This window comes from Yoonia sp. R78084, from assembly GCF_044595625.1.
Classification (GTDB): domain Bacteria; phylum Pseudomonadota; class Alphaproteobacteria; order Rhodobacterales; family Rhodobacteraceae; genus Yoonia.
In genome coordinates this window covers 557197-572456 of record NZ_CP138993.1, presented here as the reverse complement: position 1 = coordinate 572456, position 15260 = coordinate 557197, and the positions used below count along the sequence as shown (strand labels likewise).

Genomic DNA, 15260 nt, shown 5'->3' with positions numbered 1-15260 from the left:
CCAAGTTTATGAAGTTACTGATCAACATCGCCCTCGCTGCACTGCTGGTCTCACCCGCAGTGGCACAGGAAAAAACTGTTCTGGAACGCTGGGAAGAAATGCCCACGACCGTCTTTGACGGCAGCGAAATCGATCTGGATGCGCTGCAATGGGTTCTGCGGCCTTTGGTTGTCTTTGCGGACACGCCCAACGATCCGCGCTTTCGCCAGCAGATTGATTTGCTGATGGCCGATATCGACCAACTGGTTGAACGCGATGTGATCATCATTACCGATACTGATACTGATGCGATGTCTGATGTGCGGACAACACTGCGGCCGCGTGGATACATGATGGCGCTGGTCGGCAAAGACGGGCGTGTCGCCCTGCGCAAGCCCGAGCCGTATGACGTGCGCGAATTGTCCCGTTCGATCGACAAGATGCCCCTGCGCCAGCAAGAGATTACTGACCGGCGCACGGTCCAGCCGTAGCCCCGCTCAGTCAAAGGATGCGCGCTTGAGTAGGTAGCGCCCTCCGAAAAACAGTATCACGACCAACAGGATGGCCGCTGGAGACTCCTCCAGTACATCGTTCGCGATCAACATAAAGCAAACAAGCGCCGTGAGGACGACAAAAGTTGCCGCAATCAAACCGTTTGCCCAACCAAGCCACCGATCCGAAAACGCCGCATAGCTCACGATAAAAACGGCAAGTGCCAGTGCCAACGGTATGAGCATAGCAGCTGCAAACAGACTGGCTAGCCCAGATGCGTTACTGGACATCACCATCCAGAATCCGACGAAATGGCCAACTGTTGCAGAGGCAAGGGCGATCCCGAAGGCTGCCAGATATGCCAGCCAGTCTTTCACCCTATTCGAACTCCATGATCACTTCGTCGACTGCAAGGCTATCGCCAGCGGCGGCCTTGATCGCTTTGACCGTGCCCTTCTTTTCGGCGCGCAGGATGTTTTCCATCTTCATCGCCTCGACTGTGCAAAGGGCCTGGCCTTCCTGCACTTCATCGCCTTCGGCCACATCGATTTTCACAATCAGACCGGGCATCGGACACAGCAGGTATTTCGACGTATCGGGGGCCACCTTTTCAGGCATCAGTGCTGCCAGTTCGGCCTGACGCGGGGTGCGCACATGTACTTTGACGTCTGCACCACGGTAACGCACACGGAAACCACCTGAGATTTTGCCAATCTTCAGAACCAGTGGCGCACCATCTACCATCAGACGCGCCAGCGGATCACCCGGTGTCCAATCGCTTTCGACCCGCAGTGACCTGCCACCGATCGCAACATCCGCACCGGTTTTGTCGGCGCTGATCACGACATTGTGGGAATCGCCCTGCAGGCTCACAACCCAGTCTTCGCCAACGTGCCGTTCGTGGTTATCCATCCGCCCCGAAATGCGCGTGCGCCGGATTTCGGCCACGCGGTGCATGGCCGCCGCAGCAGCCGCGACGCGTTCGCAATCGGTCTTGCCAAGGGTCACACCATCGAACCCATCGGGGTATTCTTCCTCGATAAATGCGGTGGTCATCTTACCGCTGATGAATTTGGGGTGGTCGTAAACCGCCGCCAAAAACGGCAGGTTGTGCCCGATCCCTTCAAGCTCGAACCCGTCCAGCGCCAGCCGCATCTCCTCAATCGCACTGGCGCGATCCGGGGCCCATGTGCACAGCTTAGCGATCATCGGATCGTAGTACATGCTGATCTCGCCGCCCTCGAACACACCGGTGTCGTTGCGCACGGCGCGCGTTGGCGTCGCTTCCTCCGCGGGGGGGCGATAGCGCGTCAGACGACCGATGGATGGCAGGAACCCGCGATAGGGGTCTTCGGCATAAAGGCGGCTTTCCATCGCCCAGCCGTTGATCTTCAGGTCCGACTGCTGGAACGGCAGCTTCTCACCTGCCGCCACGCGGATCATCTGTTCGACAAGGTCGATGCCCGTAATCAGCTCGGTCACGGGGTGTTCCACCTGCAAACGGGTGTTCATTTCGAGGAAGTAGAAATTGCGGTCGCCATCGACGATAAATTCAACCGTGCCCGCGCTGGTGTAGCCCACGGCCTGGGCCAGAGCGACGGATTGTTCGCCCATCGCCTTGCGGGTGGCTTCATCAAGGAAGGGGCTCGGCGCCTCTTCGATGACTTTCTGGTTGCGGCGCTGGATCGAACATTCGCGTTCGTGCAGGTAGACCGCGTTGCCGTGGCTGTCGCATAGCACCTGAATTTCGATGTGGCGGGGTTGGGTGACGAATTTCTCGATAAAGATACGGTCGTCGCCAAAGCTGTTGGCCGCTTCGTTCTTGGAAGATTGAAACCCTTCGCGCGCCTCGGTGTCGTTCCACGCGATGCGCATGCCTTTACCGCCGCCACCGGCAGAGGCTTTGATCATCACCGGATAGCCGATCTCATTCGAGATTTTCACGGCCTCTTCGGCATCCGCAATCAAACCCATATAACCCGGCACCGTCGAAACATTTGCCTCTTGTGCCAGCTTCTTTGAGGTAATCTTGTCGCCCATGGCCTCGATCGCACCTTTGGGTGGGCCGATAAAGGCAACGCCCGCGGCCTCAAGCGCCTCGGCGAATTTGGAGTTCTCGGACAGAAAGCCGTAACCGGGGTGCACGGCTTCGGCGCCGGTCTGCTTGATCGCATCCATCACCTTGTCGATGACGATATAGGACTGGTTCGCAGGGGGCGGGCCAATGTGTACCGCCTCATCCGCCATTTTCACGTGCAGCGCGTTGCGGTCCGCATCAGAATAGATCGCGACGGTTTTGATGCCCATCTTGCGGGCGGTCTTGATCACGCGGCAGGCGATTTCACCACGGTTGGCGATGAGAATTTTCTTGAACATTTTTTACGTCCCCAAAAACGAAAAAACCGCCACCAGGGGCACACCCCGACGACGGTTTCTTTTTATTGCACGCCCCAGACAGGCGCGGTGATTTACCTTAGCGGCAGGCGCGGACGCCGGCGTCGTCGCACAGCACGCCAACGGCGGCACCAGCGAGCATTGTTCCTGTGCGGTCTGTGCCAAGCACTTCGGCAGCCACAAGACCACCTGCCGCGCCAGCGACACCGCGCTCAACGTCGTTATCGAGGCAACCCGCCAAACCAAATACTGCCACTGTCGCAAGGATGATTGATGTCTTTTGCATAATCTTAAGCCTATCGTTGTTATGTCGACCGCCCCACAATTGGTGCAATCTGCGCCACGATGAATAGCGATTTCCCCGTGATATCCAATATCACGCCTATTTTTTCGTGCGGACAAGCGGATTTCCGTTATCGACCTGCTTGGTGAGTAAGCAGGCCGATGAGGGGAAGGGTAACGGTATAGAGAATTTGCAGCAGAACCCGCATTGGCTTGACCTGCTACATCTACCAACGTGCCGCAATATCCGGACCCTGGATAGTCTTGTTGAAACACGGCGGGAAATTGAGCGATTTCCCGCCTAGATTGTTTCGTTAACATTCTGTTCACGTTGGCAAAAATCATCATTCATCCCCGAAAACTTCGGGGAAGTTTTGGCGCGCAACTTTGACGTCGATCTGCAACATCGCCTCATAGCTGGCGGGATCAAACGGGTCCTCGGCAGGGATCACTTCACGCCCGAAAAGCCAGCTCAGGCGGCCTGCGTCCAGATTACCGCGCACAAATGGTTCTTCGCCGAAATTCTCCCAAAGCGCCTGCATGAAACCGGCATCAGCGCGGCGGTCTGCCGGACGGCGGTCCGGATAGCGGATGCGTTCGCTTAGCGCGGTCGCCCCGTCCTTGTTGGCGCGCCGCAGGGTGAACTGAAAGTCTGTCCCGGGCAAACGCCCCGGGAACCCGCGGTGTTTATCCATGTATGGAAGGTTAGCCATTGGCGCCTCCCATTATCAGAGAGGTGGTTCGGATGGGCCCGTAGGCCCATCCAAGAAAGCGATTTTCGTTAGAAGAGCCCGTCGTAATTGACGTGCTGCTGAGCGGCCACATCAGAAGTGATCTGCTGCGGTGCGCGGTCATGGCTGCCTGAAACGGCAACCAACGCCATAAGCGCTGCCACCGTGAAAGCCAGAAGTCCTTGTACCATTGTTTTTGCCTGCCTCTATGCGTGCAAGGCGTTTGGCGATCTGCGTCACCTTGGCCCTGCGGACACGCGAACTGGGTCTCGCGCACCACCACAATAGGCAAAAATTCTTTTTTCTCAAAGACCTCCAAGCCAAACTGCAACCATTGTTGCGGCAAAGTCTCAGAATTTCGGCAGCGCCCCGCTGACCTGTCTAGATTTTGGGCGGACATCAAAAATGGCTCCAAATATGGTATCCGGACGCAGCATACGTCACAGCAGTCATCGGCAGTTCTTCGCCATCAACAGAAAACGGCGACAGGTTCTGCGCGAATTTATGATCACACCGGTAAGTCAAAGCGGAATATTGTCGTGCTTCTTCCAAGGCGTCTGGACTTTCTTGGTGCGGAGTGAGGCGAAGGCACGGCAGATCCGCTTTCGCGTCGACTGCGGCATGATCACCTCGTCGATGACACCTTTTTCGGCAGCCACAAACGGGTTGGCAAAGCGGTCTTCGTAATCCCGCGTGTGCTTGGCGAGTTTGTCGGGATCGTTCAGATCGGCACGGTGAATGATCTCGGTCGCACCTTTGGCACCCATCACCGCAATCTCGGATGTGGGCCATGCGTAGTTGAAATCACCGCGCAGGTGTTTGGACGACATCACCACATAGGCCCCGCCATAGGCTTTGCGCGTGATCACCGTTACCTTGGGCACCGTCGCCTCGCCATAGGCAAACAAGAGCTTGGCACCGTGTTTGATCACACCAGCATATTCCTGACTGGTCCCGGGCAAAAACCCGGGCACGTCGACAAGGGTCAGGATCGGAATATCGAAGGCATCGCAAAAACGGACAAACCGTGCGGCCTTGCGTGAGGCATCAATATCAAGACAGCCCGCAAGCACCATCGGCTGGTTGGCAACCACACCAACGGTTGATCCCTCAAGGCGGATAAATCCGGTCAGGATATTCTTGGCGAACTCTTCCTGAATTTCGTAAAAGTCGCCCTCATCCGCCAGCTTGGTGATCAGTTCTTTCATGTCGTAGGGCATGTTGGGGTTATCAGGCACCAGCGTATCAAGGCTTTCCTCGATCCGGTTCACATCGTCAAAGAAAGGCCGCACGGGCGGCTTGTCGCGGTTATGCAAAGGCAGGAAATCAATCAGACGGCGCACCTCGGCAATCGCCTCGACATCGTTTTCAAAGGCCGCATCGGCCACGGATGATTTCTTGGTGTGGGTCCCGGCCCCGCCCAGTTCCTCGGCGGTGACCTGTTCATTGGTCACGGTCTTGACCACATCAGGACCTGTGACGAACATGTAGGAACTGTCTTTGACCATAAAGATAAAGTCGGTCATCGCAGGCGAATAAACCGCGCCTCCCGCCGTCGGCCCCATGATCAGGCTGATCTGCGGGACAACGCCCGAGGCCGTGATATTGCGCTGAAAGACTTCGCCGTAAGCGGCAAGGCTGGCGACACCCTCTTGAATACGCGCGCCGCCACTGTCGTTGATCCCGATAATCGGCGCGCCATTCTGGATCGCCATATCCATGATCTTGCAGATTTTCTGGCCGTGCGTTTCGGACACAGACCCGCCCATGACAGTGAAGTCCTGGCTGAAAACATAGACCAACCGCCCGTTGATCGTACCCCAGCCTGTGACCACACCATCACCGGCAGGGCGCTCTTTTTCCATGCCGAAATCGGTGCAGCGGTGAGCCACGAACATATCAAACTCTTCGAATGAATCCGCATCCAGAAGCAGCTCGATCCGCTCGCGTGCGGTCAGCTTGCCCTTGCTGTGCTGCGCGGCAATCCGTTTTGCGCCGCCACCCATCCGGGCCGCTTCACGCCGCGTTTCCAGTTCCTGCAAGACATCCATCAGATCACACCTCCGCCAATTGTTGGGTCTGTATAGCCTGCCCCCCTGCGCGCGAGAAGCGACTTCGGGCATATTTGCAAATAATGCAGTTAGCTAAATGAATTTTTTGCAAATCTGCAAATAAGAGAAATTCTGATCGCTTTTTCGCACAGCGATGGACAAGCCCCGATCAGAGGCATAGATCAAGTGTATGGCTTCCTTACCGATGATCCGCTTTCTGGATCGCACCACACCACCGCATATCATCACGCTTGTGCTGATTACCGGCATGTCCGCGCTGAATATGTCCATCTTCCTGCCGTCGCTGGCAACGATGACGACCTATTTTAACACCGATTATGCCATTATGCAGATTGCCCTCTCCGGCTATCTGGCAGCGACGGCCATCTTGCAGATTTTTGTCGGCCCAATCTCTGACCGCTTCGGACGGCGGGTGATGGTGTTGGGGTCGCTATTTATTTTCGTGCTCGCCACCATCGGGGCGCTGATGGCCACCACAGTCGAGACATTCCTGTTCTTCCGCATCATTCAGGCCGCAGTTGCGACCTGCATGGCGCTGGGACGTGCGATTGTGCGCGATATCGTCCCGCAGGACCAAGCCGCATCGATGATCGGCTATGTCACGATGGGCATGGCGCTGGTGCCGATGCTGGGCCCGATGCTGGGTGGCGCGCTGGAACAGGCCTTCGATTGGCATGCCACATTCGTCTTTCTTGCTCTCGCAGGCATGGCAACATTCGCGCTGTGCTACTTCGATCTGGGTGAAACCGTTGCAGGCAAAGGCACCAGTTTCAGTGACCAGCTCGCCTCCTATCCCGAACTCCTGCGCTCGCCGCGGTTTTGGGGCTACGTCCTTTGCGCGGCCTTCGGCTCGGGCGCATTCTTTGCCCTGCTGGGCGGCGCGTCCTTCGTCGCATCCGAGATTTTCGGTCTCTCACCGGTGTGGAGCGGGATCGCGATTGGCGCACCTGCCCTTGGCTACGCCTTCGGCAATTTCCTGTCGGGGCGATATTCAGTGCAGTTTGGCATCAACCGCATGGCCTTAATCGGTACGGCCATCACGATTGCAGGCCTTGGAACGTCAGCCCTGCTGACGTTGGCGGGCGTGATCCATCCGCTTAACTTCTTCGGCTTTTGCGTCTTCCTTGGCTTGGGCAACGGCATGACGCTGCCCAACGTCATGGCAGGCTCCATCTCGGTGCGCCCGCATCTGGCAGGAACAGCAAGCGGGCTTGGCGGAGCCATCATGATTGGCGGCGGCGCTGCACTGTCGCAATTCGCGGGCGGCATCCTCACCGTGGAAAGCGGCACGCTGCCGTTGCAATTGCTGATGCTTGGCGTGTCGGTTTTGGCCATGCTGTCGGTGCTATTTGTCGTCTGGCGGGAACGCCGCATCGCTTGACGCACCCTTTGCAGCGGCTAATGTGAGTTAGCAAATCTGCAAAGGTACGTGATGGCAGTTCAGAAACTTTATGCTGGTGCGAAACTGCGAGAACTGCGCGGCAGGCTGTCACTCACGCAAAAGAACTTTGCCGAAAAACTGGGGGTGTCACTGCCCTATCTCAACCAGATGGAAAACAATAACAGGCCGGTCTCGACCGCCGTGGTGTTGGGGCTGGCGCAGGAGTTCGGCTTTGACGTGACCGAGTTGCAATCGGGTGACGAAGCTCGCCTGGTCAGCGATATGCGCGAGGCGCTGGCCGATCCGGTCTTTACAGGCCCTGCCCCTGCGCTCGCTGACATGCGCCTTGCTGCGGCCAACGCCCCTGCCCTTGCGCGCGCGTTTCTTGATCTGCATGCGGCCTACCGCCAGACCCATGAACGGCTGGCCTCACTGGACGAGGCTTTAGGCCGCGAAGACGCCCGCCTGCGCCCGAGCCCATGGGAAGAGGTGCGCGATTTCTTTCATTATTGCGACAACTATATCGACGCGGTCGATCGTGCCGCCGAACGGTTTGCCAGCCGCTCAAACCCCGGCGAAGCGATGGCCGATGCCGCCGTGCGCATGCTGGACAGTCACGGGATCACCACCGTGTTCAAGGATGTCGCCGACATGCGGCACTTTGATCCGGCAACCAAGACCCTGACGATCTCGCAATATGCCAATCATGCCACACAAACCTTTCAGCTTTTGCTGCAACTGGCGCTCATCGCACAGGAACCGCTGCTGGAAGCCACGCTTGATCTTGCACGCTTTCAATCGGACGAGGCGCGCAGCATCGCCAAAGTGGGGCTGGCCAATTATTTCGCAGGGGCCGCGCTGATGCCCTATGGCGCATTCCTGTCCGCGGCCCAAGCCACGCGGCACGATCTTGAGGTTCTTTCAGCGCGGTTTGGCGCATCCATCGAACAGGTCGCCCACCGACTGTCCACGCTGCAACGCCCCGGTGCCAAAGGCATCCCGTTCTTCTTTGTTCGCGTCGATCAGGCGGGCACGATCACGAAACGGCACTCGGCCACAACCCTGCAATTTGCCCGCTACGGCGGGGCATGTCCGCTGTGGAATGTGCATCAGGCCTTTGAACTGCCCGGACAATTCCTGCGCCAATTGGCCGAAACCCCCGATGGCGTGCGCTATTTCTGCCTTGCGCGGGATGTAAGCAAATCGGGCGGTGCCTATAACGTCCCGACCCGCCGCTATGCAATCGGGCTGGGCTGTGAGGTGAAACATGCACCCGCTTTGGTCTATGCCGACCACATGGATCTGGGCGCGGCCGAAACCTACGCCCCCATCGGGATTTCCTGCCGGATTTGTGAGCGGCGGAACTGCCACCAACGCTCTGTGCCACCATTGGAACGGCAATTGCGCGTTGACCCCGACCGTCGCGGCATCCTGCCCTATCAGCTTGACTAAACGGCGCATTCCCGCTGCTATGATCACATTCAGGGAGGAACGCTCATGGAACTGAAAGGTTCAAAAGTCATTGCCGCCGATATTGATACGGTATGGAGACATCTCAACTCACCAGAAACACTCAAGGCCTGCATTCCGGGATGTGAAGAGTTGACCGGTTCGCCCGAAGAGGGCTTTGCCGCAGTCGTCAAACAGAAGGTCGGACCTGTAAAAGCGACGTTCAAAGGCGAAGTCACCTTGGAAAACGTTGTGCCCGGCAAGAGCTATACCATCATCGGCGAAGGCAAAGGTGGCGTTGCGGGCTTTGCGAAGGGTGGGGCCGATGTGATGCTGACCGAAGTCGAGGGCGGCACCGAACTGACCTATGACGTCGAGGCCAAAGTGGGCGGCAAGCTGGCCCAGCTTGGCAGCCGGATTATCGGTGGATTCGCCCGCAAGATGGCGGACGAATTCTTTGAGCGGTTCCAGAATGTTGTCGAAGACGGAGAGGCGGCCTGATCAGGCCGCCCGCAGCGCCGCCGCAACCTGATCTTTCAGCATCATGCGCTGTTTGCGCATCTCGCTCATATGCAGGTCGTCCGTGGGTTCGACATCTGTCTCGGCCCGATGGATTGCACGATTAATCGCATGGTATTCATCATAGATCCTGGCGAAATGCGCGTCATTTTCCTTGAGCGATTGCATTGCTGCGATCTGGTCTGGAAACTCTTCGATAAGCTCGTGGGGGGTATGCAACATCTCAGTGGTCCTTTGTTGATTGGTCACTGTGATCCTAGTGTCCCCGGGGGCCGCTTTCATTGATCCGGATCAACTACCGACGGGCCGCGCGCCAACCTGCGGCTTCGGCCTCGGCCTGCGTACAGAACCACCGCTCGCCATTGGCGGGATTAATACGGGTGCGGTCGTAATGTTCCTGCCCGGGCATGTGATAGATGCGGCCAGAGGACGAGATATTACCTTTGATCGCACAATTCCGGTCAGGCACCGGCTCATCGGCGAATTGCGTCGCGCGAAAGTCGGATGGCATCTGCACGTCCACAGCCCAAAGCCCGCGTTCAGCAATCGCGGCGGCCTTTTCGTCAAGATCATAGGTTTCGGAATAGCGACGGAATGCCCAGGCCATGCCGGAATAGACAATCAACTGGCCCATGTCCTGCCCGTCGACCGTACATTGCGCCACGACGCGGCCATAACGGTCGATGTCGCGCTGTTGGCAGCGGGCGTAGGTACCTTCAAAGCGATTGCGCACCGCATCGCGGGTCCAGGCCCCGCAATCCCACTGCCGCCCGTCCGCCGAACAGGGTTGTCCCATTTCCGGCGCATCGATCCCGAAAAGCCGCACCCGCGTGCCGCCCACGTCGATCGTGTCAGCATCAATGACGCGGACCGTGCCGTTGGGGGCCGCCATCGCTGGGGTGGCGCAGAGCGCCACTAGAAGGGTCAGAATGCGAAACATTCTCTGAGTTAGAGAAGAGCTAAAGCCCTGCTTCAAGCCCGAATGGGTATAAAGGTTAAGAAAGTGTTACCATGTCACAGGTTTCTTACCGCTGCTGCGTTTCCCAATGCGGGTGGATCCACGGCTGATCATTTGCGGGCGCCAAAGGTTGCCGTTGCAGGATATGATCTGCGGCTTTCTCGCCAACCATGATCGAAGGCCCGTTGGTGTTGCCGTTTGTGACACGCGGAAAAATCGAACTATCCGCCACGCGCAGACCCGTGACCCCGATCACACGGGTTTCGGGATCAACGACCGCCATCGGGTCATTCGCATCTCCCATCTTGCAGGTGCCGCAGGGGTGATAGGCGCTTTCGGCATGCTCGCGGATGACTGCGTCAAGCTCTTCATCGGTTTGCGCGTCCTCACCCGGCTGGATTTCATGGCCACGGAATTCATCGAACGCCGGTTGCGCAAAAATCTCGCGGGTCAGGCGGATGCACGTGCGGAAATCTTCCCAGTCCTGCGGGTGGGACATGTAGTTGAACTCGATTTTCGGGTGATCATTCGGGTCCGCCGACCGCAAGGTGACCTGCCCGCGCGATTGTGACCGCATCGGGCCGACATGCGCCTGAAACCCGTGGCCTTCGGGGACGGTCTTGCCATCATAGCTGACAGCAATCGGCAGGAAGTGGTATTGGATATCGGGGTATTTGACACCTGCTTTGGACCGGATAAAGCCTGCGCTCTCGAACTGGTTTGAGCTGCCAAGGCCGGTTTTCCACAAAAGCCACTCCAGCCCGATTTTGGCTTTGCCGCGGATATTCCAATGCGCGAAAAGCGAGACCGGTTTTGTCGCGGCCTGCTGGATGTAAAGTTCCAGATGGTCCTGCAGGTTCTGGCCGACACCGGGGCGGTCGGCGATGACCTCAATCCCGTGCTCCGCAAGATGTGCGGCGGGGCCAATGCCCGAAAGCATTAGGAGTTTGGGTGAGTTCAGTGACGAGGCCGCGATGATGACCTCTTTGTTGGCTTTTATTACCTCGATCTTCTTGCCACGGCTGACCTCAACCCCGACGGCGCGGCCGTTCTCGATCACGATGCGCCGCGCAAGGGCATGGGTGATGTTGCAGTTGGGGCGCTTGAGCGCAGGACGCAGGTAGGCCGTTGCCGCCGACCAGCGCTTGCCTTTGTAGATGGTGGCGTCGAACGGTCCGAACCCTTCCTGCTGCTCACCGTTGTAATCATCTGTGACAGGGTAGCCCGCCTGACGCCCTGCTTCGACAAAAGCGCGTGTGAGGGGGTTTTTGCGCGGGCCGCGCGTGACATACAGTGGCCCGTCTTTGCCGCGCCATGCCGGATCACCGCCATGGCCACCATCATGCCAGCGCTCCATCCGTTTGAAATAGGGCAGCACATCGGCATAGGACCAGCCGTGCGCACCGCTTTCTGCCCAATGGTCATAGTCGCAGGCGTGCCCGCGCACATAGATCATGCCGTTGATCGAGGAAGATCCGCCGATCACCTTGCCCCGTGGCGTGACCAACTGCCGCCCACCCAAATGTGGTTCGGGCTCGGATTTCATGCCCCAGTCATAGCGCGACATATTCATCGGATAAGAGAGTGCCGCCGGCATCTGGATGAACGGCCCCGCATCGGAGCCGCCATATTCGATGATGAGGACCTGCTTGCCTGCTTCCGCGAGACGATAAGCAATGGCGCAGCCTGCAGAGCCCGCGCCGACGATAACATAATCAGCCTGCATCAGCGCGCTCCTTGCGCCTGACGGCGCTCGTCGCGTGGCGAAGAATGCGCGCAAGCGCGTGTTGAGCGGGTGTTGGTATCATGGAGCATAGGGCAGAAGCCTCCGGCGGAAGTTTGAAGGGACATGGAAAGACGCGGTTATTCACCACGCGGGAAGCGCTGGCTCTCTTCGAGCACATTGAGGTCCATATGATTGCGCATGTAGCGTTCGGAGGCTTTTTGCAGCGGCTGGTAGTCCCATGGGTAATAATTGCCGTTGCGCAATGCTTCATACACCACCCAGCGGCAGGCTTGGGATTGACGCACGGCTGCATCGAATGTGGCAAGATCCCAGCGCGTTTCGGATTTGGCGCGCAGTTGTGCAAGCGTGCCCTGATGGGCCGGGACGTCTGCGAGGTTCACCAGTTCATGCGGATCTGCCTCCAGATCAAACAACTGATCAGGGTCCAGCGCGCAGCGGGTGTATTTCCATTTGCCATAGCGCAGGCAGACCAGGGGCGCTTCGCTGCCTTCGGCTGCGTATTCCATGGCGACAGGCGCGTCGCGGGTACCGCCTTGCCCGAGGGGTAGAAGACTTTCGCCGGTGGTCCAGGGGGCGACTTCGGACATATCGACGCCTGCCAGTGCGCATAGCGTCGGTGTCACGTCGATTGTGCTGACAGGGGTCATGTTCAGGCCCGGTGCCATATCAGGGCTCGCGATCATCAAGGGGACGCGTGCAGAGCCTTCAAAGAAGGACATTTTGAACCACAGTCCCCTCTCACCCAGCATATCGCCGTGATCCGACACGAAGACGATTGTCGCCTCTTGCCGCGTGTCCTGAAGCGTTTGCAGTATCTCTCCGATCTTGTCGTCCAGATAGGAGATATTGGCGAAATAGGCGCGGCGCGCACGCCTGATATCGTCATCCGTGATATTGAAATTATCGCGGTCATTTGCATCAAGGATCCGCCGTGAATGCGCATCCTGATCGGCGTAGGGGATTGGTCCGACTTGTGGCATCAAATGCGCGCAGTCTTTGTATAGGTCCCAGTATTTCTTGCGCGCCACATAGGGATCGTGCGGGTGCGTAAAACTGACAGTCAGACACCATGGGCGTGCGTCATGCCCGCGTGACAGGTCATAAAGCTTGCGCGTTGCATTGTAGCAAACCTCGTCATCATACTCCATCTGGTTGGTGATCTCGGCCACACCCGCGCCGGTGACCGAACCCATATTGTGATACCACCAGTCGATCCGCTCTCCGGGTTTGCGATAGTCAGGGGTCCAACCGAAATCAGCAGGGTAGATGTCGGTGGTCAGACGTTCCTCGAATCCGTGCATCTGATCGGGACCCACGAAATGCATCTTGCCCGACAAGCAGGTCTGATAGCCCGCACGCCGCAAATGATGCGCATAGGTGGGAATGGATGACGTGAATTCGGCCGCATTGTCGTAGACACCCGTCCGCGACGGCAACAGCCCCGACATGAACGACGCCCGTCCCGGCGCACAGAGCGGAGAGGCCGTGTAGGCGTTGGCAAAGCGTGTTGACCGTGCCGCCAGTGCCTTGAGATTTGGTGCATGCAGCCAATCGGCAGGCCCATCGGGAAACAGCGTGCCATTCAACTGGTCAACCATGATGATCAGGATGTTAGGGTGTGTCATTGGGTCCGTCCCGCCAGTTCAGTTTGTAAAAGGGCAAGCGCCTGTCGCGTGGCATCTGATTGCTCGGATGTCATCCGCGAAAGTCCCTGCCGTAGATAGAGCCCGTCGATCAGTGCAGCGATTCGTGTTGCGGCCCCTTCGGCGCGATCACCAATAAGCGGGCGCAGATCGTGCAGCAGGTTACTGTGAAGCCGTCTTTGATAAATGCGCAGCAGCGCATGGGCATTGGCAGAGGTCTGCGCCAGCACATAAAAATTCAGCCATGCGGCAATCACCTCGGGCTGGAAATTGTTTGCAGTAAACCCCGCACGAACAATCGCCTCAAGCCGCTCTTTATGGCCTTTGGCCTGCTTCAGCGCGCTGCATACTTCCTGTCTGTAGTCCGAGAGCGTGTGGCGCATGGCGGCCAGAAAGATCTGCTCCTTGCCGCCAAAATAGTGATGCGCCAGTGCTGACGACATGCCCGCACGCTTGGCAATATTGCTTACCGTCACGTCCAGATTTCCGACAGCACCGATTTCGTCAATCGTGGCTTTCACTAAGGCCGCGCGGCGGATAGGCTCCATTCCAAGCTTGGGCATCTTTTCCTCTTCATGGGTGTGTCCAAGCAGATAATTGGTTCTTTATTGACTCGTCAATCAAGAAAAAACTGGGAGAACGATATGAAACTGAAATCAACCCTTTCCGTGCTGGCGATCTGCGCGGCCGCGCCGGCCTTGGCGGACTGTGACACCGTCACCTTCTCTGATGTGGGCTGGACCGATATTACCGCGACAACAGCCGCGACAACTGTCGTGCTGGAAGCGCTCGGCTATGACACCGACATCAAGGTGCTGTCTGTGCCTGTGACCTACATCTCGCTCGCCGAAGGCGATGTGGATGTGTTCCTTGGCAACTGGATGCCCACCATGGAAGCCGATATCGCACCTTACCGCGAAGCAGGCACAGTCGATACGGTCCGCGCGAACCTTGAAGGTGCCAAATATACGCTTGCTGTTAACCGCGCGGCCGCGGACATGGGGATCGCCACCTTTGCCGATATCGCGGCAAATGCAGATGCGCTGGAGGGCAAGATCTATGGCATCGAGCCCGGCAACGATGGCAACCGTCTGATCATGGATATGATCGCGGCTGACGCATTCGGCCTGAGCGATTTTGAAGTCGTCGAAAGCTCTGAACAGGGCATGCTCGCACAGGTCGACCGTGCCTCTGGCCGTGATGAGCCGATTGTGTTTCTGGGCTGGGAACCCCACCCGATGAACGCCAACTTCGATATGTCCTATCTTGAAGGCGGCGATGACTGGTTCGGCCCCAACCTTGGTGGCGCGACCGTCTTCACCAATACCTCGGCAGGTTACGTCGAAAGCTGTCCCAATGTCGGCACGCTGCTGACCAACCTGGAATTCTCGCTCGCCATGGAAAACGAGATCATGGGTGCGATCCTGAATGACGGGGCCGATCCTGCGGATGCCGCAACGGCTTGGTTGAAAACAAACCCTGATGCTTATGTGGCCTGGCTTGACGGTGTCACCACCAAGGACGGTGGTGATGCGGTCACAGCCGTGAACGCCGCCTTGGGCATGTAAGACGGTTTTGACAGGCCCCCACGCGGGGCCTGTCGCATTTAAGAC

The 15260-nt window shown here is 57.9% G+C and carries 16 protein-coding genes; 5 read left to right on the top strand and 11 right to left on the bottom strand.

Annotation, left to right across the window (positions count from 1 at the left end):
* The first annotated feature begins 8 nt into the window (after positions 1-8).
* Positions 9-470, top strand: coding sequence for a DUF4174 domain-containing protein (locus tag SJY29_RS03045; RefSeq protein ID WP_400086661.1), 462 nt, complete (start codon positions 9-11; stop codon positions 468-470).
* 6 nt (positions 471-476) lie between these two features.
* Here SJY29_RS03045 and SJY29_RS03040 read toward each other — a convergent pair whose 3' ends face one another.
* The 6 genes from SJY29_RS03040 to SJY29_RS03015 all read right to left on the bottom strand — a co-directional run bounded on the left by SJY29_RS03040 (position 477) and on the right by SJY29_RS03015 (position 5932).
* Positions 477-848, bottom strand: coding sequence for a hypothetical protein (locus tag SJY29_RS03040; RefSeq protein ID WP_400086658.1), 372 nt, complete (start codon positions 846-848; stop codon positions 477-479).
* A gap of 1 nt (position 849) precedes the next feature.
* Positions 850-2847, bottom strand: coding sequence for an acetyl-CoA carboxylase biotin carboxylase subunit (locus tag SJY29_RS03035; protein WP_400086655.1), 1998 nt, complete (start codon positions 2845-2847; stop codon positions 850-852).
* 97 nt (positions 2848-2944) lie between these two features.
* On the bottom strand, positions 2945-3151 hold the full coding sequence (locus SJY29_RS03030; RefSeq protein ID WP_110279994.1) for a hypothetical protein: 207 nt from the start codon (positions 3149-3151) through the stop codon (positions 2945-2947).
* Positions 3152-3491: 340 nt separating this feature from the next.
* Entirely contained in the window at positions 3492-3842 is a 351-nt protein-coding gene (locus tag SJY29_RS03025) for a hypothetical protein (RefSeq protein WP_400088820.1), read from the bottom strand.
* 86 nt (positions 3843-3928) lie between these two features.
* Positions 3929-4069, bottom strand: a complete 141-nt coding sequence (locus SJY29_RS03020; protein ID WP_400086652.1) for a hypothetical protein — start codon at positions 4067-4069, stop codon at positions 3929-3931.
* A gap of 330 nt (positions 4070-4399) precedes the next feature.
* Positions 4400-5932, bottom strand: coding sequence for an acyl-CoA carboxylase subunit beta (locus SJY29_RS03015; RefSeq protein ID WP_400088819.1), 1533 nt, complete (start codon positions 5930-5932; stop codon positions 4400-4402).
* 187 nt (positions 5933-6119) lie between these two features.
* On the opposite strand from SJY29_RS03015, the gene SJY29_RS03010 reads away from it, so the two are divergent.
* The 3 genes from SJY29_RS03010 to SJY29_RS03000 are packed head-to-tail and all read left to right on the top strand — an operon-like array spanning position 6120 to position 9281.
* The gene (locus tag SJY29_RS03010; protein WP_400086649.1) at positions 6120-7331 is read left to right on the top strand and encodes a multidrug effflux MFS transporter; all 1212 of its coding nucleotides are present in this window, start codon (positions 6120-6122) and stop codon (positions 7329-7331) included.
* A 51-nt stretch (positions 7332-7382) separates the two neighbouring features.
* Positions 7383-8783 carry a short-chain fatty acyl-CoA regulator family protein gene (locus SJY29_RS03005; RefSeq protein ID WP_400086646.1) on the top strand — a complete coding sequence of 467 codons (1401 nt, stop codon included), beginning with the start codon at positions 7383-7385 and terminating at the stop codon, positions 8781-8783.
* A 45-nt stretch (positions 8784-8828) separates the two neighbouring features.
* Complete coding sequence (locus tag SJY29_RS03000; RefSeq protein WP_400086643.1) at positions 8829-9281, top strand: CoxG family protein; 453 nt, start codon at positions 8829-8831, stop codon at positions 9279-9281.
* On the opposite strand, the gene SJY29_RS02995 is transcribed toward SJY29_RS03000, so the two are convergent.
* The 5 genes from SJY29_RS02995 to betI form a co-directional block, all read right to left on the bottom strand.
* A complete protein-coding gene (locus tag SJY29_RS02995) occupies positions 9282-9521 on the bottom strand; it encodes a YdcH family protein (RefSeq protein ID WP_400086640.1) in 240 nt (79 codons plus the stop codon).
* 73 nt (positions 9522-9594) lie between these two features.
* Complete coding sequence (locus SJY29_RS02990; RefSeq protein ID WP_400086638.1) at positions 9595-10239, bottom strand: thermonuclease family protein; 645 nt, start codon at positions 10237-10239, stop codon at positions 9595-9597.
* Between the two features lie 85 nt (positions 10240-10324).
* Complete coding sequence (gene betA, locus SJY29_RS02985) at positions 10325-11983, bottom strand: choline dehydrogenase (protein WP_400086635.1); 1659 nt, start codon at positions 11981-11983, stop codon at positions 10325-10327.
* 137 nt (positions 11984-12120) lie between these two features.
* Positions 12121-13629 (bottom strand): choline-sulfatase, encoded by a 1509-nt coding sequence (gene betC, locus SJY29_RS02980; RefSeq protein WP_400086632.1) that lies wholly within the window; start codon positions 13627-13629, stop codon positions 12121-12123.
* Positions 13626-14210, bottom strand: coding sequence for a choline-responsive transcriptional repressor BetI (betI, locus tag SJY29_RS02975; protein ID WP_055294461.1), 585 nt, complete (start codon positions 14208-14210; stop codon positions 13626-13628). Before betI ends, betC begins: the two co-directional genes overlap by 4 nt.
* An 81-nt stretch (positions 14211-14291) precedes the next feature.
* Here betI and choX point away from each other — a divergent pair, with 81 nt between their 5' ends.
* A complete protein-coding gene (gene choX, locus SJY29_RS02970) occupies positions 14292-15215 on the top strand; it encodes a choline ABC transporter substrate-binding protein (RefSeq protein WP_400086628.1) in 924 nt (307 codons plus the stop codon).
* The last annotated feature ends 45 nt before the right edge of the window (positions 15216-15260 follow it).